Here is a 20,506-nt window from a genome sequence, read left to right as displayed (position 1 = left end):
GCAAATGGCGAGCACCCTAGGAACCTCTAATCGTCCATTCCAACTTAAGAGCAAACTGTAAACTTTAAGACGTCCGGAATTGGTGAGAGGCACTTCGAGAAAGGCTACCGAGACAAACAGATAAGGAGAACTAAACCCAGTACCATAACATCAATAAAGAGGATGCAAATATACGATTCACCGATCCAAACACGCCTCGCGAAAACCCATTTCGACCAACGCACTGGCCCTATCTCATACATGCAGCAACCCCGGTGTGAAACGCGGGGCACCCACTACAACTAAGCGCTCTGGCCTCAACGCAGCAACACAGAACCACAAAGGCCGACTTGGCAAATCGTGATTAATCACGTCGACCAGCAATAAACATTCACAGACAACCAACACACGGAATGCAAACTCATTGGCGCCCAGAGCAATCAATCCCGGGACGGCCGACTCAAAGGCCAAACATTACTCCAAACCGCTCAACGACAGTACACTGACAGAACACAGTAACCAACGTCGAGGAGCAAAACATGAGCGATCCAATGACACCACCACCCCCCAGCAATCTTTCTGAAGAGCACATCCAGCTCCTGAAACAGCAGTCATCACTGCTACAAAGCATCAACAAATCGCTCCAAGAACAAAATCGACTCACGGAAGCGATAGCAAAAATTGCCTTGAAAGATACCCTTGCCGAAGTAGACCGAGAAATACAGTCACGTCAGTTAACAATGCTTGAAACCATGGAGCATATTCAGAGCGGGAGATCTATAGCCCGATGGGGCGACGGTGAAATACGCTTAATGCTCCAGCCCGAGTTTGAGCTTTCGTTTCAAACACCAAACAAGAAGCTGGCAAGCACCTTACGCCAGATTCTGATCAACAAAGACGCGGAAGACGATAGATTGCTATTGGCCTTTCCGACCGTTTACGTATCCCGCCTTTGGTTAGGCATATGGGCGGAAAATTGGCACCACCTCAAACCTCTACTTCAAACGTCAACCACCAAGTGGGCCAACACACACGTATCCCGACCACTTTTCTTTCAAAAACACGGACAAGCAGCAGTGGAATCATGGCGATCGGTCTGGGAAAACAAATCAGTCTGCGTGATCGCGGGAAAAGGTTCGCGATTTGAACTCCTACCTCAACTATTTGACAACACACTAAAAATAACCAGACTCGACGCACCACCGAGAAACGCCTTTGACGATCTACCGAACCTAATCGAGACAATTGACGCAACTGAAGAACACGATTTATACCTGTGTGCTCTCGGCCCTACGGGCACAGTACTTGCGGCGTACTTGTCCTCACCCGAAGGCGGCGCTCGCCATTCAATCGACATTGGCCACCTAGCTGCCAGCTACGCAAACGTGTTCCTAGGCGGCAAGTTTCCAGAGCAACTTACCATAAATAGTGAAAAGAGCACTGAAAAGTGAAGTCACATCAAGCAATACTGGACGCTTTACAGCGCGAAGAAATGATCGCACAACAGATTAATCACGCGCGCGCCAATGAAAAAGAGGCAATTTTCAGCATAATTCGGACCGGACATAGACTAACAGTAAGCATACAGAAACAAGGGTCCAATCAAACAGTTTTAAGCGTATTAGGAAGAGATAGCTCTACACAACAGCTTCTCCGTGGCGCACTTATCGGATCCTCTCGAATGCAGATTGAAGATGGCGACGAGTACCACGCGATAAGCTCCCTTTCAGGGAAAGTAACCGAAAGCCAACTCAAGCATAAACTATTCCTTGCGCTCGATGAAATAGGCCGACGCATCAATGCGTATGAGTCGAAAATTGTCGAGCCCAATAATCAGAACGGCACTGCCGCCATGTACTGGTGGGATTCCGTGTCAAACTTTGGCGATATGTTGGGCCCCTGGCTAATTAATCGACGCTACTCAATTAAGCCCGTGAATCGCTGGCGAAGCACAAGTATAGGACCTGCACTGGCAAGCGCCGGGTCGATCATTCCTCTAATAGACCAGTCCGATACGTACATCTGGGGAAGCGGCATGCTGACCGAACTGAACGATAGTCACATATCTAGACTGGGAAGACTACGAAACATCTCAGTTCTAGCGTCTCGTGGACAAATGTCGGCCGAACAGATGGCTAGCAAACTTAAATGGAATGTGCCGGAGGTGTTCGGTGACCCCGCACTACTCACTAGTCGCTACTTCACTCCAGAATTGCTACGAAAGCAGGACTCTGGTGATCAGAAAATCGCGCTCGTATGCCACTGGGAGCATCAGAAGTACTTCACGGGAACGATGAAGGAGTTCGTCTTCGTGAATGTAAAGGACGGCCTGGAGAACGTCATCGAATCTATCGCCAATTCACAAATATGCATTTCTACATCATTGCATGGCATTATTATCGCCCAGTCATATGGTGTTCCCTGGGTATGGCTCCAGATAGATGAACATCGCCTACATTCGACTGATTTCAAATTCCGCGACTTCATGACTACCGTTGACGAGTCTATGGTCAGCCGTGCGACTCTATCGGTCGAAGAGCTAAACTCGGCAACACTCAAGGCAATCGCTTCCTCATGTTCACTTCCGAGCACGACGACAGACCTAGACAGATTGGACGACTCGTTAGATCACTGGGCCTCCATAATGTGCCTGAGCACGGTCGGTACAGATCCCGAGCCTACTCCTGTAGAAGCGAGCCGCTATAAGCAGTGGTTGCCTCCCGCAGCCAGGTAGAAGGTCTTGGCTGGGCGAGAGCCGTCCTGATCAGTTGATTGTCGTACTCTGAGCCGGAAGGGGCAGACCGCAAGTCATGGCTGTCACCAACGACATGACGACGCGGTGGGTGACCTTCGCGACGTCCGGATGATCGCGGATATCCGGGCTGTTGCAGGTCAGGATGGGAGTACCAGTAGAATCAAAGAACTCTCTAACTTTAGTAAACTGAGGAGAATGCTCCGACGTGACCGCGAATCGCCTCGATGAACTGTCGACTGGCTGGCGTCTAAGTCTAGCAAATACAGATTCTTTACTTTCAAGAAAGACGCCCCCTTCAGTAAAATGGCAGTCCTTCTGTTCCTCAACGTAGTATCTGTCGCTAAGGATCGGGTCTACCGACACAAGCGAAGCACCTAGTTGATGAGCATGATAGGTCGCGCCAGTAGCTCCCTTGGAAGAACCGACGAGGATCATATTCCTAGGCGCTACATTAGCTCGATTTATAATCTCTGTCAGCAGCGAATGTATCCGATCAGCGTTCTGTGGATCGTGGGTCGTCGGCAAGTAGAAGGAACCTAATACACCTCCTACATCCGGAATACGAACAACCCAGTCTTTCCGAGGAATCGCGCTACCGAGATGTCTGTAATTCCGAACAAAATATCGGTTGAGTGAGCTTGTGAACATTTCGTTACCGATCGCGGAAAAGATTACTACTACATGCTCGGGTCCAACATGTTCGTCGCCACGCTCAAGGTTGTAGAATACGCCCTCGTCGCTAATGGATAGGTCTCCCTTAGTGTGTGCCTGCCAAATATGGCGCAACCTATCTTGGTGGCAGAATCTAGCATGACGATCGTCTGACAAGTATACGAAGTATCCATTCCTTGCCATTTCGACAAGCCATGAGCGAATACTCTTATCCTCCACTCCTTCATGAATGAAGGCGCTATTGCGTGTGACACTCTTTATAGATCTATCCAAGTGGATGTACTTCACTCCAGCGCGTGCAAGTTCGTATGCCACATTCGGGCTATCAGTTCCAAGTCGAACGTGTGCAACTCCTGGACTCACTAGTTCCATACCCACACTCCCTAATCTATTGCCAGGATCGAGCCGAACAACTTCAACGATTCCCTATTCACCACGTCAAGATTCACAGATGGAGAACTTCCTCGTGAGCAGACTTCATTTATCGCGGAAACGAAAGATCTGACATTCGGTTCAGTGGTGTCGAGACCAACCAGACGAGTGAGATCGCGTGTCCCTGGGGTTGGTGCAGCGACGAACGGAGTACCCAACGCTAAAGCTTCAAACAAGACCACTGGTTGCCCCTCGTGCAATGACGGGAGCAAGAAGCAATTGGCCGCCTTGATGTAGGGATATGGGTTGGTCACATGTCCCAAGAACTGGACTGAATCAGCCACTCCTAGCTGCCGCGCTGTAGCTTCAAGCTTAGAACGCAATGGCCCATCACCCATGATGACCAATCGCGCTCCAGGCGCGGTCTCCAACAACGTTGGCATCATTTCGATCAGAAGCTCGTGGTTCTTCTCTACTGACAGCCTTCCAGCAGCCACCAGTAACGGCGAGCCCTGAGCCAGCGGTTCCGACGGCAGTGACTCTGCCATTGTCAAGACCCGTTCGACATCGATCACATTGCGTAGCCAAGTGACAGACTTACCGGTAGAGAGGTATCCAGCGTTATGCAAGAACTCTTCGTTGGCTCCTGCGACTGGTTCAGAAACTGACGCGACATGGCTGTAGTCATCAAGCCATTGGAAGACCTCTGCCAAGTACGGATATTTGAGCGAAATCTCCTTCTCCATTTCATTGTGGAGGTAGATGGAATTCTGGGTTTTGGCACTGTCAATCGAGCCGAGCAACGCCGTCCAATAGGTTGAATATCCCTCAAACTGCATTACCGAATCTAATGACGCATCGCCGACAAGCCTGCAGTATTCACGTGCAAAAGCAGTCGTTAGTATTCTGTGATGATGCGGACTCCCAAACTGCCGCCACCTCTGTAGGTCTGTGTAAGCTTGACGTTCCCTCAGGGTAAAGACTGGCAGACCGGACCTAGTAACTACCTGCACTCGCCTTTTGACGCCAGTCAGAAACTCGTCGATAAGGTAGTGGTTGGTGTTAGTAGCGTCAGCAAAGATGACCACGCGAACGCGATCTTCAGGAAGCGTGTTTATCAAATCACGCATCGCACCTGTTATACCGTTCGGGTAAAGTGACGCGAAGAGCCCAATGACTTTCTGCTTAGTAACACTACTCTGAACCTCGATCTCAGAAAACAGGTAGTCAATTGCTCGGTCAGAACTTTGCCCGTCCTCTCTTCCAGCATACATTTCTTTAGAAGCTATATACTTGGGATCGCTGAGCATATCATTGGACTCCAATATGCAGCGTTCAAGTTCCTCATGGTCGGAAGCAACTTGCGACACAATATCGTCGGGAGAAAGATACAGCCCCCTTTCGCTTTTATACTCCTCCAGGTCAGGCACGTAAGCTACAGCTGGTCTTCCTGTAACGAGAAAGTCGAATAGCAGACTGGAGTAGTCTGTAATCAGAATGTCGGTCGCAGCCAGCATGGTATAAGTATCCATCGAACTCGGTACGACCCTGGCATCAATGTCCGATCCGTCCAACTTGTCTTCCGTAAGATGGTGCCCCCGAAAGTAAACTATGAACCCCTCAAGAGTGTTGAGGAAATTCAAATCGGCACGCAGTTGCGAAACATCGAGTTCACGCGAACTGTTACTTCCTCGCCATGTCGGCGCGTAAAGAATGATCTTTCGACCATCGCCAGAATCGATACCAAGTTCGTCGCGCACACGACGGCTATCGGACACGGTAGAGTTCACCAACTGGTCTAGACGTGGTGAACCGATAATCTCAATTGGCGCAGAGCTTATGCCCTCAATGTCGAAATCTCTTAACAGCACGTCTCTAGTATGTTCATTCGGGGCCATTAAGTGGGTAGCCTGAAGTAGGTTTCTTGTAATGTTGAAGTGCTCCGTGACGCTCTCGCTAACACTCCTACCGAGAGTCTTCAGAGGCGTACCGTGCCAGGTGTTCAAGTAATACTGCCCCCGCCTCCGCGTGAAGTAGGGAACGAACGAAGTATTATTGATCAAATATCTTGCAGTTGCCAAGTATTTGAGATACTTGTCCGATCCATACTGGACAAATATTACGTCTTTGTCATCAACTAAGGCATCTGGTATATCCGCCGACTTCTGCACCACCCAGATATGCTTGAACGATTTGTGCTCAGGACGCTCCCTAAGACGCTTGTAAATAGCAAACGGGTGGCAACTGACTGTTTTTCCCCAATATGATTCGTACAGAATCGCGCTGTCGTCTATAGGACACGTTTCCCGATACTCGGCATAAACTGAAGTTCTCCTTGCCTGAGTCGATTTAGTCATCGATCTCACGTCCAAACCATCCGGATCTTTAAATGCTCTGCCGGAGATGAGTGTATCGATGGACTTAGAGCGGTGACCGTTCTGCCACTGTTCAGTTGCAGCCGCGGCAATGAGCTCTCGGTTTCTCGGCTCCTCTCGATCCAAGTACTTGTTGAAGAGAGGCAGAGACTCGCTAACCTTCCCAAGGGAGCGCGCAAGCGTCGCCGATTCTGAATAGATTCCGGGCGTCCGGTGTCCAATCTCTAAGATGCTTGGATCAATCCATCCGTCTAAGGTGGCCTCGCTTTCGGCTGCCTCATGAGACTGTTGACCGTCCACGATGCCGGCTACTGATGCCCCATAAGATGCCATCAGAAGCCCGAAGCCATCCTCTTGGTTACCAAGTCGAATAGCACAAAGACCCGCACGAAACAGCCAATATTTGCCCTTGTCGCTGTCAAGTGCAGCCGCTAGTTTATAGCTGTTGATCGCTTTCAGGTACTCGCCCACGCGCTCGGCTGCTAACGCGAGTTTGTACTGCCTATAAGCAACTCCGGGTTCCAAACTGATTGCGCTTTGAAACCATTCGTAAGCAGCTTTCCAATCGTATGTACGTTCTAGAGCAGATCCGATACGAAATGCTAACTCGGCCGAGCTCCGTCCAGTATGCCAATCTCGTTTATAAGCAGCAATAGCCATCAATGGATCGGACTGGTCTTCATGTAACGCACCCACTCCCAACCGTTTGATCCAGGCCTTCTTACTTTCTGCAATCGCACGACTGTAGAGCTCAGTGGGATCCCCTCCCAATTGCTCTCTAGATTTGGCATATCGATAGAGCGCTTTATAGTCTAGTTCTCCAAGATGAGAAGCGCGACGATAAGCGCTGGCGGCCATTTCGTACTTTCGTAGCCAAAACGCCGTCGTTGCATAATCGAGCATGAGATTGCGCGCATCAGGAACCGCTTGTACTGCATTTGCAAGAACCTCGAATCGGCGCCAAAGGGGTACTGATTGCGATAATGATCTAGTGAGGCGTTTCGCAGCGCGATCATCCTGCGGGTTGAGCTCTATAGCCGCTTCAAAGTTGTAGAAAGCTTCCTCGTGTTTTCCTTTCGCCGCAAAGCACACCCCTAACCTATATCTATACTCGGAAACATTCGGCTTGATGCTACTGGCTTCAGAAAGCAGGGAAATGGCCTCGTCATACCGCTTCAATCGTTCAAAGACGATCGCATGCCGATACTTCCACTCAGCTGTTGCCCCAGATACTCGACTGCAATGTGATAGGACGAAGTTCGCGTCTTCAAGTTTGTTCTCTCGCAGAAGCGCAAGGCCATAGTCATAGGCATGTGACGGATCTGAGCATCGCTCATGAATCTGTTTGAGGATTGAAGAGCGTTTCCCGTTTCCCAAGCGGTTCATCAATTTAGCTTCTTGGATTAGCGCCCAAGTCCTGGGATCATGTCCGCCATTCGCACTACTGTGGCCTGTTCTATTCATTAAAACTTTCAATTCTTCCGTGGCCCCCAAACACCAGTAGCTATTTTGTAAGTCATTGACGATAGCTCTGCTACGTCTCTTTCCAATTTATGCAATATTAACTCATGAGTCGACAATGGATCGGTGTATTCTGTTTCACTGGAAATCACGGCATGAACCGACTCGATCAACTGTTCGGACGTGATCGCAAAGGCTGAGATCGATGTTAATAATGGCTCCTCAGGCGGATAGAGCCCGCGTTCCGACTGGTATTCGCGATTATCTGGTACATACAATATTACCGGCCTACCTGTTAACTGGAAATCGTAGACCACAGAAGAGTAGTCTGTAATGAGCACATCAGTTATTCCTATAATGTCCTCTACATGTTCCCACTTAGAAACGTCGATCGCCTCGAGTCGGCTGGCCTCCGTCGACTGAGTGACGTGATGGGCCCTCAGGAGAATTTGCGCCCGTGTTTCTTTCACGAGTCGATCCGCCGCCATTGCCGACGACCAATCCAGTTTTGTCCCCTCTTTATGCTCATTTCTCCATGTGGGCATAATTGTAATAACTTGTTCTTTGGGGTGAATTCCGAGCCGGTCCCTAATTTTTTCACGATTGGCTATTGCGTCGAACAACCTTATGTTCCTTGGGTATTGAGCCACTCTTATTTCGCCGATGTAGCCGAGTCCAGTGCGGAGAAGCGATGCAGCATAGTCAGACTGGGCAAGCAATAGATCCCAGTCTGCCGACTCCTTCTTCATAATACGCCGGTAAGTCAGCGGCACTTTTCGACGAGGCATATCAAATAGTAGCTTTTTGATTGGCGTACCATGCCATGTCTGTAAGTAATACTGACTATTGGATTTTCTAATGTAATGCGGAAAGTTGTTGTTGTTTACCCAGACTCGACTCGTCGCAAGCGCACGGTGCCATCCAGCCGTGCCCTCGATAATGGGCGTTCCACCGCTCGGGACGTCTATGCTACGGTCACGCACCGACCAGTATAGGGGTATGTCGCTTCCTACGGCGCTAATTGCGTCAAATAATGCTCTTGGATTGTCATTAGCGCTTTTACCGTTGTATGACTCGAATACTATTCCGTCCGTCAACGGTCCCCAGCTTTTCTCGCGGAGCCTGAAGCGTCCGTACTTCGTTCGCTCCTGAGCAGACCAAGGCGGTGAGGCCGCGACAGAGACGGCGCCCGAGGCTCGTCCTTCGACCCGGAGCGTGTTCCACTCGGTGAAGCAGTCCACAGGCCGGATTGCCAGTTTGCCTGCAGCTCTAGCCCAATTGTCGGCTTGGTTTGTAGATTCTCCGTACTTCAGGTGATAGCCGCCTGCAAGTGCTGCGACTTTGCCTCCTTCGGCCCCGGTAGTCGTCAGGTCATACACAGCGGTAAAGCTGCCATCAGCATGTAGCGCAGACTCATCAGGCTCAATCGTCTGCTCGGATGATTTGAGTACGACCTTGAGCTTCTCAGGAGGGTCGATCCGTCCGATGATCAGTAGCCGATCCCGGTCGTTTGTCGCACCCGTTACAGTCACTCGCCGGAACCGCTGCGATAGTCTCACCTTGCCAGCAGAATTCGCAGCAAGACGCACACTTGAGGTGCCGGGAAGAAGATAGTCGACGGATGCGTGGTATACATCGACGTCATTTCCTTCGGTAGACTTGGCCAACAGCTTCCATTGCCGTTCCCCATGGGTTCGGAATCGCTCAGGAAGTTCAGGCAACGTGGTCGAAAAGATAGAAGGTCCGTTTGCTTCCAGCTCGACCTTGTTCCCGGCAGTATGCAACGTTAAGCCACGTACATTCTCAGAACGGTCGAGAGTCACCGTCACATCCCGCCCACGGAAGTCGACATTCTTCACGACGACTGGATCAGTGGGCATGTCTACGGGGCGAATCGACAATTCGCTTCGCTCGTCAGCGACAACTGTCAGGCGTCCCGAATCGCGAATCGGGCTAGGAGCAATCATTCCCACAACCGCAGTTGATACCGCGGGCGCCTGAAGATGCTTCCCTTCTATTTCGAATGAGCCAATAAGGTCAATACCTCGTGGGGAAATGTTCCCCAGACCGGAGACGTCGACTCGAGCCGTGAATCCCCCAGCCTCGTACGTCCTCCAAGGATCACCGACGTCCAAGTCCACTCGATTGTCATTTCGGGTCTCCACAGATACGTCCAGAACAGTCGCCCCATCCATGACTCCCTGCATACGGAACGTGGTCTGCTCTGGATCGACCCCAGGAATGTATTCGCACCCCTGGAGCTCGATCTGCTGTTCATCGATCCACCGCGCATTTCGCACGATGACGACGGGTCTGAAGTCGACATGCTGTGCTTTCAACAGCCGCTGCGGCACATTGGTCTTGAGTCGAGACAGGTACGTCGGTGCGACTGTCCAGGTGCCGTCGACTAGTTCGAGCGGCACGGCTCGGGTCTCTTCCATCCTCGTTCCGAGGACTTCTTCGATATCGTCCAAGTCCCCGGACGCCACAACCCACATGTACAGACGTTCCTGTGCAGGCATGAGCTTCCAGGCGCCTTTCGGCATCGACTTTCTAAGACTCTTGGCTGCATCGCAGAGAGTCTTTCGGAACCGCCTATTAGCCGTATCGAGGTACTCGGCGTGCATAGCGAGGTCGGTTCCCATCCAGATCGCATATGCCTGCTCGACCACGTGATCAGGAGCGTGGTTCAAGGTATCTCTGAGAGCATCGATGACTTCAAGCTTCGACTGCAGATCACTCAGATCGGCTTTGCGCTTGGACCGCGTGTCTCTGCCATCGGCTAGCCTCCACGCATACACGTCATTCGTGAGTACGTCGATCGCCGCGGCACCGACCAGTGCCCTATAGACAGGTTCCTGGTCTTCGTAGTTGGAGAACCCCCACATCTCTCCGACATGCCGGTTCCAGAAGTCGTGCCTGTAGACTTTGTTCCACAGGACAGGCTCTTCCAACAGTTCCGGCATATCGTCCAGCCGAACTGCCAATCGCTGACGAGCATGTACTCGCGCGGTCAGCTTCGGCCTGGACCGGCCAGCCGAGCCAACACGAACATACGCCCCAGTGGCGATATCAGAGCCAGTTCGTTCAAGCGAATCAACCAGCGTCGAGTATGCGTTGGCCAGCACCTCGTCGTCAGCATCAACAAAGGTGATGTACTTGCCTCGGGCTGCGTCGACTCCACGATTACGTGCACGCGCCGGGCCCTCGTTGGGTCCGGTGAGGACCGTTACCGAGTTATCACCGTGAGAATGCTGGCTGGCTTTTTCAACGGTGTCATCGGTCGAACCATCGTCGATGACGATGACTTCCAACGACACACCGCGCTGGCTGAATATGCTCTTCAAACAGCGGTCAATGAACTCACTCGCGTTGAATGCAGGAACGATCACACTCAGCGTCGGAGTGTCCGTGCCATTCTGACTGGGTGATCCGACGATCGCTGTCGTAGTCGAAGCGAGTTCTGATTCGCGCTTACGCCGGAATTCTCTGAACCCTTCGACCCCGCCATGCCGCAGATGCCACAGTGCTTTTCGCCACTGCTGTCCGCTCACATGGCCTCACCACCGTTCCTCTTCACCTGCTGACGGATGCTTTCGACGATCGACTCATAGTCAGCATGTCGGAAGTGGAAAGGCTGCGGGCCCCACTTATGGTCTCTGTCGATTCGAACCTCGCGGCTCTCTCTCACCACTGACGACGCTGCCAGCGATCGTGCCTCTTTACGATACCGGATGTAGTCACTATTGGCTGAAAGAGCGCGGTCGGCATACTCCTCTGCCTCAGTCGGTTTGATGTTGCGCATGCTCTGCCATGCATCGGCGAGGCCACGTCCCCTCGAGAGCTCCCTGCCCGCCTCACGTGAACCGCGCTGGAGGCGCCTCCATCGGCGGCCGAGGCTGGCGAAACCGTCGTTCTGTGGATGCTGTGCGCCGTCGAGGGCGCCCGCCCATTCGATGTCGAGGAGGATCGTCTTCTCCCATAGCCCTGCGGCTCTGAGTTCCTTGATGAGTTTCGTGAAGCCTTTGCTCCACCGTGTGAAGTGCTCATCGGTGCCGAACTCGATCAGTCGAGCCCCTTCACGACGCGCCGCGCGGGCGGCACCGCAGGACTCCACCTCAATCGAGTTCGTCATCGTCGTGCCGTCGGGGAACTTCCAGAATCCTCGTCTTTCATCCACCAGGTCGAGGAGGACGACGTCCAAATCGTCTGCATTCTTGACGATCCTCTCAATGCCGCTCCCCTTGAGGTCACTGGTGACCATGCGCTTCTGGAAAGCGGAGGTCAGATCGCTGAGGTCGATTCCAACTGTCCCGTGCGGAGACTCCAAGCTCGTCACCGAGTGCCTGGCCACGTAAGCCACGACCTCGGCTTCAGGCATGAACTCCGCCGTATCACGGCACACGCAGGAGCCGAAGATTGCGGTCCTCATCGGCCCGAATCCTGGTGAACGACAGGGGCCTCGTCTTCCTGCCGCAAACGCTGTCGCTCCTCGTACCGTTCATCCGCGATCTTGCGCGCGCGGGAAGCGAGCCTCCGGCCGGTGAAGTCATCCGCAGCGGCAACCGACGACGCACGGTCATTCGGGTTCGCTGCCCGCAGAACGACGCGTTTCTTACTGGGATTCAGCCGCAGAGGCGGGGCATCGGTGATTCGTGGGGCGCTCACTGCCTGAGAAGCCGGTTTGGGCAGAGCCGGGAATTTAGCCTTTGGCATTTCGGCGTCGAATGATTTTGGCCAGACCTGCTCCTCGGCAGCGGCCAACATCGGAGTCGGCGTCTCTTCGACTTCGTCGACCGAGTCCTGCCGCTTCACATGACGTGCAGGAGCTGCCTTCGTCTTGGACGGGCGCGCTGCGTGCCGCGGGATGGGATTCTTGATGAGTTCGGGCTCGAGGATGTTGATCTCCTCTTTGACCGCGTTGCTCACCACATCGGCAAGGAGCTTGTCTGCAATGTCTTCTTTGCCCTTGGCAACATTCCACGCCCACCAGCGGTATTTCTCTGCGACAGCCTCGGCAGGGCCGTTCATGAGGATCTCGCCTCGGTGCATCCAGACTGCGCGGGTACACAGCTCCTGAATCACTTTTGCGGCATGGTTGACGAGCAGAACCGTTCCTGCTTCGGCAAGAAGCTCATCCATCGCACGTTCGCTGCGCTCAGCGAACGTCGCGTCGCCGGTCGACAGAGCCTCGTCGATGAGCAGGATCTTCGGTCGCGCAGCCAAAGCGATGGCAAATCTGAGCCGGGCGCCCATACCGGAAGAGTATGTTCCCATCGGCCGATGGATTGCCGAGCCCAACGCCGAAAGCTCAACGACATAGTCGAAGGCTTCGGCCGCCTCTTCGGGGGACAAACCCATCGCCAGACATCCGAGGCGCACGTTCTCACTTCCCGACAGCGCGGGTTGCAAGGCAGCGCTGACACCGAGCAGAAGCGGCTGGTAACGGACGAGAATGCGGCCACGGTCCGGTTGCTCGACCCCGGCGACGTTGCGCAGGAAGGTGGACTTTCCGGAACCGTTGGCCCCGACGATTCCCACCATCTCTCCTTCGCGGGCAACGAAGTTGACCCCACGCAGCGCTCGCACAGTCGTCTGACCTTGCCGTCCGACGATCTTGTTCGTCAGGCGTCGGACACCAGTTGCCCTGCTGCCGGGATCGTTGGTGTTGACGGTGTACCGGACCTGGACGTTCTCCGCGATGATATTGGGTTCCTGGACCTCAGAGTCGGCCATAATTCTCCTCCCCTCTCCAGAAGAACAGGAATCCGACGATGAGAAGGCCGAACGCCCAGACCGTGCCGACGATCCACATCTTCGGATCTGTATCCACTCCGTAGAGCAGTGAGTTGCGCACCAGCGTCAGGTAGGCATGCATCGGGTTGTACTGCATAGCTGCCAAGAGTGCCGGGTGATTGTCCAGTCGGTCTTCGATGGAGAAGAACACTCCCGATCCGTAGAGCCAGAAACGGCTGACAATCGACATGAAGTTCGTGAGGTCCGGGATCTTGTGACCGAGGCGCGCAAGGAAGCAGGCGAGTCCGACGTTGAAGATCGTCTGCAGGATCACCACAGGGATCACCAGAACGATTCTCCACGTGATCTCTTCCAGCGGTGGGGCGATTGCGAGGACGATCACCATGACCAGCAGGGTCGGCATGAAGTCAAGGAAATTGCGGACCACGGTGGAGATCGGGAGCGCTGCGCGTGGGAATTGGAAGCCCTTGATCATGGACGCACCGGAACGGATCGCTCCGGTTCCGCCAGTCATGCACTTACCTGTGTAACCGAAGAAGAATACGCCGACGACGAGGAACCCGAGGAAGTTGTGAATACCTCGCGAGGTCCCCAGGATGTAACCGAAGATGAACCAGAACGCGAGCACCGAAAGCAGTGGATTGAGGAACAGCCACCCGTAGCCGAGTATGTTCTTCCTCGTCGAGCTCGACATCTTGGCTCGGGACTCGGCGATGATGAAGTGGCGGCGGTTCCACAGCGCGGCCAGGTAGCTGCTCAGGCTCGTCCGTCGTCCGACGGGCACGAGACCTTCACTCGACACGGACGGGATCGAGCTCAGCCCGAGGGGATTCTTCGTCTCACTCATCGCACATCACTCCCCACGAGTTGAGAATAGACCTGCCCATATCGTCGTCCGATTTCCTTCCACCTGCGAGTTGCAAGTACGTGTGCTCGTCCATTGTCTCCGAATCTCGCCCGCGCAGTGGCATCGGCGGCGAGTTCGGACAGCAGTTCCGCGAGCTTCTGCGGGTTCTCCGGCGGTGTCGCCAAACCTGCGCTGTCCGGAACCAGTTCACGCAGTGCCGGCAGATCGGAGATGACGACGGGTCTCGCAAGACCCATCGCTTCGATCGGTTTGATCGGAGTGACCAAACGACAGACCGGTTCATCCTTGCGCGGCACGACGATCGCATCGAGCGCCAGTTGGTATTCAATTGCCTGTGTTTGAGAGACCCGACCGGTGAAGACTGCGTTCTCCCCTAGAACCTCGGCGCGTTCCCGCAGTACCGGCAGTGCGACACCATCGCCGGCGATCAGCAGCCGCAGGTCCGTGCCCTGGCTCCGGGCGAGGATGACGGCATCGACGAGGTCGTCGAGGCCCTCGTATCCAACGATCGACGCTGCTGTGCCGACCCAGATTCCGTCTTCGGGCAAACTGAGGCTTTTTCTCACCTCGGCCGGAGTGCGGGTGACATCGGTGTCGACAACTGCTTCGGAGACCGAATTCGGAATGAGAGTGATGGTTTCTGCCGGCACTCCCCCGGCGATCAGGTGCTCACGCATAGTCTCGCCCAGAGTGATGACTGCGTCGGCTGCCGACGCCACTTCAATTTCCTTGGCCCGCATGAGTGCGAAGCGTTGACTGTCCCGTCGCGCAGAACGCTCTTCCGGGCTGCTTCCTGCTGCCGTCCACGTCTCTTCCAAGACTCCGCGGACTTCGTAGACCCATGGCAGGCCCACTGCTTTCGCGGCCGCACCAGTGGCCAAGCCGTTGACGTAGTGCGTTGTCGTGTGGAGGATCTCAGCACCACGTTCGCGGGCTTCAGCAGCGATGTGATTTGCCTGCTCGCTCAGCCGCTCGGATGGCGTGGGTCGTGGCCTCAGAGGCACGTCACGGATGTATTCGACTCCGTCGACGACTTCGACCGGTGCCTGGCTCAGTCGTCCGATGGTCACGGGATACGACGGGCGTGTGATCGCGGCCGTTTGATGGCCAGCGTCCCGCAGAGTGGTGAGGATGGCATGTGACCGGTACGCATATCCGGAGCGGGTATGCGGCAAGGAGTTCGTCAGCACATGCAGCGCCGTCGGATGCTGAACTCGGTCAAGCTCCGCATTGCCGCGTAAACGACGAGCTGTGACATGGCTCGACACCTCCGGCCACCATTGAGGCTGCAGAGACTGTCGCTCATCGAGCAGTCGTGTCCGGCGTGCGCCGTCTGGCAGGACTGCGATGGCTTCGTCGATGTGTCCCTTGGTCCACTCGATACGTGAGCTCAGTGCCTGGGCACCGGGAACGGCAGCCGCGATCGATTCGGCTTCGTCAAGGAGTCCCAAATTGAGAGCGATCTCGCCGAGCAGTCGGGAAGGCGAGGGGGATCCGGCGACCAATGACTCCGCTGTCGTCTCTTCTCCGAGCAGCCACGCGGATGCCGCCCGAGTGGCGTCGCCTGGCAGACGTCCGAGTGCTTGTCCGACGAAGCGCGAGGCAGGGCCCGGCAGTCGACGTGCCAATTGCATACCGAAGAACACCCGGTCGTCGTTGATATGACCAGCCGTGGTCAGAACAACGTTCGTCAGCTGTCGTGCGAGGAAGCGCAGGTTCACGAAACCACCCGCTCAAGGAGCCGTTCGTATGTGCGGCCCATTGCGGCCGCCGAAGCATTCCGAACCACCCAGTCGCGTGGGTTCAGACCTGAGGGCGGATTCGATCCGAATTCCTCACCAGATTCGACTCGTTCTCGCATCCTCTTCATCGCCGCGGCTACGGAAGCGACCTCACCGGGAACCGCAACTTCTCCTGCCGCGGTATGGGTGATGATGTCCGCGGCCTCACCGGCAACGACTCCGAGGACAGGAATTCGACGGGCCATCAGCGAATAGAGCTTCGACGGCACAGTGCACGCATAGGAGTCGAGCGAGCTGAGGCTGACGAGCCCGGCATCTGCCCACTCCCAATGGGCCGCGAGTTCGGCACCTGCGATCTGTGGATGGAATTCGACCGGCACACCGTACGCGGAAGCGACGGTCTTGAGTTCGACAGCATCGACGCCATCGCCCACGATTCGCAGTCGCACGCCCTCGGTGCGAGCCAACGCACGAATCGAGGTGCTGAGATCCTGAGATCGCCCGACCGTGCCCACGTACAGCAAGTTGAGTCCACGGCGATCGCCTTCAGCCCTGCCGATGACTTCGCCGCCGGGAGTGCCCGTCTCGTCTGCCGTGGGGACGAGGGGAATCGCCCCCGTGGCAGTCAGCCCGGACGCACCTTCCAGCTCCGCCGGCGAGACTCCGCTGCGGACGACTTCGGCGGTCACCCCACGCTGTTCCAAGCGACGTTTGAAACCCTCGGTAGTAACGACGACGACCGCTGCACGCCGTTGAGCACGAGTGAGCAGGTCCGGAAGCAGTCGATGTTCGAGTCGCTGCGTCAACGACCCGGGAAGATACTTCCCAACGGCTCCCGTCACCAGGTTCATTTCCGAAATGAGGTCGGGCCAGGCGTCGCGGACTTCAGCAACGTGCGGAACCCGCAGCAGTCGCGACAGGGTGTCGCCGGCCAGCAGAAACGGCAGTGCCGGAGTTGTGGAGACGATGACATCGGGGCGCATTCTGCCTCGCAGCCGATCGATGACCGCCGACATCGCGCCTGTCGCTGACACTGTCTGGTCGAGCAGCTGAAGAGCCATCGACGAGCCGCTGTGCAGGTACGGTACGCGGAGGATCCGCTCACCGTCGATTCCGGTGTCCCAGGTACCGCCGAGGCGCACGTCGACTCGACGGCGCCCCCGCCCGACATTGGAGCCGAAGAATCGGTTCCGGTCGGAATACGGGTAGTGCGGATGCGGTGCCACCGTGATGACGTCGTGTCCGATTGCACGCAGGTGGTCGACGAGGATGCGCCACCGTCGCTGCGGTGCGCCGACCTCGGGGTAGTAGTAATGACTGAGGAGAACGATTCTCATGCGGTGACCGCCTCCGTACGGGCTCGACGGTTCAACCACATGGGCAGAAGCGCGTAGAGGGCGAGCAATCCGACCCAGAACACATGGGCCGGGTACGTCGTCGCCGTATTTCCGCTGATGAGGGTCGGAATGGCCATAATGCAGGCAAGGATGCTCAGCGCGGCGTGGAAGAGTGAAACGGAGCTGTGCGGCCACCCTGCCTGTTGGATCCGCTGGTAGATATGTTCACGGTGAGGCAAGAGAATGTTCTCTCCCCGGAAGAGTCGCATAACCAGAGTGAGTCCGACGTCGAAGAAGACGAAGATCATCGGGGCGATGATGACGACGATCGGTACTCCCTGAACGAAAAGCCATACCGCAAGGGAGAAGACTGCCGCCCCGATTCCGTAGCTGCCCGTGTCTCCGAGGAACGCCTTGGCTCGACCGAGGTTGAACGGGAGGAACCCGACAGCTGCACCGGCCAGCGCCAGAGCGAGCAGAGCGATATCGTTCTCGCCCACCCAGGAGCCGACGAAGGCGAACCATCCGGCCGTGACGATGGTCCATTCGGTGACATAGCCATTGAGTCCGTCGACGAAGTTCACGGCGTTGACCGTGGTCACTCCGATGACGGCGAAGGCGATGACGTGGGCGATTCCCTGAGTGGAGAACATCGCGATGATCGCGCTGAACAGCAGAGCCAGGATGACTTGTCCGATCAGTCGCCCGGCAGGGCGCAGGGAGTCGAGGTCGTCGCTCATCCCGATGGCCGAATAGCACCAGGTCAGCACCAGGAAACCGATCGGCAGGAGGACGCCGCCGAGGCCGAAGACCCCGTCTTCGCTGATGCTCCAGACCATGGCGAGAATCGTGGCCACGGTGATGCCGCAGCCGATGGCGATCCCCCCGCCGCGTACGGTCGACAGTGTATGCGACGAGCGATGAGAGGGGACATCGACGACCCCCGCTCGACGCAGCAAGGGGAAGGCGATGAGGGCGCTGAGAGCCGTGACCACCGCGGCCACAACCAGGATCACCAGCGACTGCAAAGCCATCAGAGGCCGACTCCGGTGTCATGAGGATCTGCTCGCGGCTCGGAGGCTTTTGATGACGTCGATGCCGGTTCGATGGCCGCCGCTGCGTCATCGGTGACCGGGACTGCCTCGGAATCGAGGAGGCTCGTCAAGCGCTCCTCGAGGACCGATCGGTGAGTGAAGACCTGCGGATCACGAGATTCAGCGACCAGGGCACCGAGCTTCTCCAGATCGATCGGAGCGATCGGAACCTGAGTGATCAGCGGATGATTGGGGCGGCTGTCGACCTCGCCCGGCGACAGCAGCGCTTCAGTGAGCTTCTCCCCCGGGCGCAGACCGGTGTACACGATCTGCGCATCGCTGCGACCCGACAGTGCGATCACGCGCTTGGCGAGGTCAGCGATGCGGATCGGTTCGCCCATATCGAGGACCAAGGTCTCTCCGGGGCCGCCGATCGCCGCTGCCTGCAGAACGAGCTCACATGCCTCATCGGCAGTCATGAAGTAGCGAGTGACCTCGGGGTCGGTGACAGTGACAGGGTCGCCGGCCGCCACCTGAGCCACAAAGGTTTCAAGTACGGACCCTCGGGAACCGAGCACATTGCCGAATCGCACCGACATATAACGCCGTCCGGTTGCCGCGGCCACAGAGGCGATCGCCCGCTCGATGGAGAACTTCGTCCGCCCCAGCACCGAGGTCGCGCCGGCGGCCTTGTCGGTGGAGATGTGGACGAAAGCGTCGACGTCGTGAGCCACTGCTGCGTTGAGCAGGTCGAGGCTGGCACCGACGTTCGTGCGTACTGCCTGCTCCGGGAAGCGCTCGAGGAAAGTCAGATGTTTGAGAGCAGCGGCGTGGAAGATGATGTCCGGCTTCGCCTCGGCGACGAGGGCATCGATGAAAGCCGGATCCCGCAGATCTCCGAGGACGAGGTCGTCACTGGTCAGAAGGGCTGAACCTTCGAGACCGAGCTCGGTGGCGTGCAGGCCGGATTCGTCCCGGTCGGTCATGATGAGTCGGGCCGGGTCGAACCGGGCGACCTGGCGGCACAGCTGTGAGCCGATTGAGCCGCCCGCCCCGGTGACGAGGACGACCTTGCCGGTGATCGCCGAGGCGATGTCGTCGATATTCGTCGAGATCGGTTTGCGTCCGATGAGATCTTCGAGGCTGACGTCGCGGAAGCTTCGGTGACGCAGGTCGGCGACGTCATGGGCGTCCGGTTCGGGGCGGGCCAGTGCGGAGTCCGAGAGCTTCGGCATGATCTTGATCTCGACCGGCCGGGATTCGAGATTCGAAGCGATGCGGGAGAGATCTTCAGGTGGCAGGTCAGAGATTGCAATGATGACTGCCCCGGCGCCGGTGCGATCGACATGAGCGGCGATGTCGGCGATCGGTCCGAGCACGCGAATTCCGTTGTATCGCAGATGCCGCTTGGCCGGGTCGTCGTCGAGGATGCCGACAGCGACGAATTCGTTGTGCGAGTCCTGAGCGATCATGTCGAGGGCGAGCATGCCCTGGTCCCCCGCGCCGACGACGATCGTGGGCCGAGAAGCGCCGGACGTGGTGAGGCTGCGTTGCCTCATATTGCGACGAATCCAGTTCTCGAGGCTCTTGACCACCACCATGAGCGCTCCCGCCGTGATGGGGACGCTGGTCGGGATGAGCAGTTGACGGGCAAGGGCGAATTCGGCCACCCACATGATGCCGACGCCCAATGCGACGGTGCCCACGATGGCAGCGAACTGATCGGTCGATCCCCGTCGGTAGCGACCGCGGTAGATCGCCAGAGGCCCGCCGATGAGGAAGACGACCAAAGCGATTGCCGAACAGACGAACATGCCCGGTGCATTGACGAGATGAGTGTGGAAGTCGTACCGCACAAGTGTCATCGCCACGACGAGGAACGCGAAGACGAGACCATCGATGAGTGACAGCGCCATGGCTCTGCCGTGCCGCCTCATTGGGGTCCGTGAGGGAATGGGTCCTGAGCTGCTTCCCACTGTCCTCATTTCATCCTGGTTTCCCCGTCCGGCTTCGCGAAGCCGCTTGCAACTTTCCGATTGTACTATTGGCGTTAACAGGTTTCACACATAAATGACGTTGTGAACTTTGAGCGTCGACCGCCGTCGCCTGACTTCGATTCACTTCCCCGTCACGCACCCTGGCTACCGCCGAGAG

12 protein-coding genes are annotated in these 20,506 nt (G+C 56.2%); 2 read left to right on the top strand and 10 right to left on the bottom strand.

The features are described 5' to 3' along the window. Nucleotides 1-518 precede the first annotated feature (518 nt). Entirely contained in the window at nt 519-1,430 is a 912-nt protein-coding gene (locus ACOZ9V_RS03040; protein ID WP_434593481.1) for a GT-D fold domain-containing glycosyltransferase, read from the top strand. Then, nucleotides 1,427-2,713: a polysaccharide pyruvyl transferase family protein gene (locus tag ACOZ9V_RS03035; RefSeq protein WP_434593478.1), complete on the top strand. Its 1,287-nt coding sequence runs from the start codon at nt 1,427-1,429 to the stop codon at nt 2,711-2,713. Before ACOZ9V_RS03040 ends, ACOZ9V_RS03035 begins: the two co-directional genes overlap by 4 nt. Before the next feature lie 30 nt (nt 2,714-2,743). Here ACOZ9V_RS03035 and ACOZ9V_RS03030 read toward each other — a convergent pair whose 3' ends face one another. From ACOZ9V_RS03030 to ACOZ9V_RS02985, 10 genes are all read right to left on the bottom strand, one after another. Then, nucleotides 2,744-3,778, bottom strand: a complete 1,035-nt coding sequence (locus ACOZ9V_RS03030) for an XcbB/CpsF family capsular polysaccharide biosynthesis protein (protein WP_434593475.1) — start codon at nt 3,776-3,778, stop codon at nt 2,744-2,746. An 11-nt stretch (nt 3,779-3,789) separates the two neighbouring features. Continuing rightward, nucleotides 3,790-7,539: a CDP-glycerol glycerophosphotransferase family protein gene (locus ACOZ9V_RS03025; RefSeq protein WP_434593472.1), complete on the bottom strand. Its 3,750-nt coding sequence runs from the start codon at nt 7,537-7,539 to the stop codon at nt 3,790-3,792. An 86-nt stretch (nt 7,540-7,625) separates the two neighbouring features. Further along, entirely contained in the window at nt 7,626-11,168 is a 3,543-nt protein-coding gene (locus ACOZ9V_RS03020) for a bifunctional glycosyltransferase/CDP-glycerol:glycerophosphate glycerophosphotransferase (protein WP_434593469.1), read from the bottom strand. Further along, nucleotides 11,165-12,046 (bottom strand): DUF6270 domain-containing protein, encoded by an 882-nt coding sequence (locus ACOZ9V_RS03015; protein WP_434593467.1) that lies wholly within the window; start codon nt 12,044-12,046, stop codon nt 11,165-11,167. Before ACOZ9V_RS03015 ends, ACOZ9V_RS03020 begins: the two co-directional genes overlap by 4 nt. After that, on the bottom strand, nt 12,043-13,350 hold the full coding sequence (locus ACOZ9V_RS03010; RefSeq protein ID WP_434593465.1) for an ABC transporter ATP-binding protein: 1,308 nt from the start codon (nt 13,348-13,350) through the stop codon (nt 12,043-12,045). The genes ACOZ9V_RS03015 and ACOZ9V_RS03010 overlap by 4 nt, the downstream gene beginning before the upstream one ends. Further along, nucleotides 13,337-14,218: an ABC transporter permease gene (locus ACOZ9V_RS03005; protein WP_062239295.1), complete on the bottom strand. Its 882-nt coding sequence runs from the start codon at nt 14,216-14,218 to the stop codon at nt 13,337-13,339. The genes ACOZ9V_RS03010 and ACOZ9V_RS03005 overlap by 14 nt, the downstream gene beginning before the upstream one ends. Continuing rightward, entirely contained in the window at nt 14,215-15,960 is a 1,746-nt protein-coding gene (locus ACOZ9V_RS03000) for a glycosyltransferase family 4 protein (RefSeq protein ID WP_434593461.1), read from the bottom strand. Before ACOZ9V_RS03000 ends, ACOZ9V_RS03005 begins: the two co-directional genes overlap by 4 nt. Then, on the bottom strand, nt 15,957-17,318 hold the full coding sequence (locus ACOZ9V_RS02995; protein ID WP_434593458.1) for a glycosyltransferase family 4 protein: 1,362 nt from the start codon (nt 17,316-17,318) through the stop codon (nt 15,957-15,959). Before ACOZ9V_RS02995 ends, ACOZ9V_RS03000 begins: the two co-directional genes overlap by 4 nt. Then, nucleotides 17,315-18,352: an MraY family glycosyltransferase gene (locus tag ACOZ9V_RS02990; protein WP_434593455.1), complete on the bottom strand. Its 1,038-nt coding sequence runs from the start codon at nt 18,350-18,352 to the stop codon at nt 17,315-17,317. Before ACOZ9V_RS02990 ends, ACOZ9V_RS02995 begins: the two co-directional genes overlap by 4 nt. Next, nucleotides 18,352-20,268, bottom strand: a complete 1,917-nt coding sequence (locus tag ACOZ9V_RS02985; protein ID WP_434593452.1) for a polysaccharide biosynthesis protein — start codon at nt 20,266-20,268, stop codon at nt 18,352-18,354. Before ACOZ9V_RS02985 ends, ACOZ9V_RS02990 begins: the two co-directional genes overlap by 1 nt. Between the last annotated feature and the right edge of the window lie 238 nt (nt 20,269-20,506).

The sequence above is a fragment of the Brevibacterium sp. 1718 genome, from assembly GCF_051131255.1.
Lineage (GTDB): Bacteria > Actinomycetota > Actinomycetes > Actinomycetales > Brevibacteriaceae > Brevibacterium > Brevibacterium sediminis.
This window is presented reverse-complemented; position numbering and strand designations above follow the sequence as displayed.

Excerpts from the sequence above, each read along its gene's own strand:
- ACOZ9V_RS03005 (WP_062239295.1), bottom strand. The coding sequence starts at position 14,218 with ATGAGTGAGACGAAGAATCCCCTCGGGCTGAGCTCGATCCCGTCCGTG.
- ACOZ9V_RS03040 (WP_434593481.1), top strand. The coding sequence starts at position 519 with ATGAGCGATCCAATGACACCACCACCCCCCAGCAATCTTTCTGAAGAG.
- ACOZ9V_RS02995 (WP_434593458.1), bottom strand. The coding sequence starts at position 17,318 with ATGAGAATCGTTCTCCTCAGTCATTACTACTACCCCGAGGTCGGCGCA.
- ACOZ9V_RS03030 (WP_434593475.1), bottom strand. The coding sequence starts at position 3,778 with ATGGAACTAGTGAGTCCAGGAGTTGCACACGTTCGACTTGGAACTGAT.
- ACOZ9V_RS02990 (WP_434593455.1), bottom strand. The coding sequence starts at position 18,352 with ATGGCTTTGCAGTCGCTGGTGATCCTGGTTGTGGCCGCGGTGGTCACG.
- ACOZ9V_RS03025 (WP_434593472.1), bottom strand. The coding sequence starts at position 7,539 with ATGAACCGCTTGGGAAACGGGAAACGCTCTTCAATCCTCAAACAGATT.
- ACOZ9V_RS03010 (WP_434593465.1), bottom strand. The coding sequence starts at position 13,350 with ATGGCCGACTCTGAGGTCCAGGAACCCAATATCATCGCGGAGAACGTC.
- ACOZ9V_RS02985 (WP_434593452.1), bottom strand. The coding sequence starts at position 20,268 with ATGGCGCTGTCACTCATCGATGGTCTCGTCTTCGCGTTCCTCGTCGTG.
- ACOZ9V_RS03015 (WP_434593467.1), bottom strand. The coding sequence starts at position 12,046 with ATGAGGACCGCAATCTTCGGCTCCTGCGTGTGCCGTGATACGGCGGAG.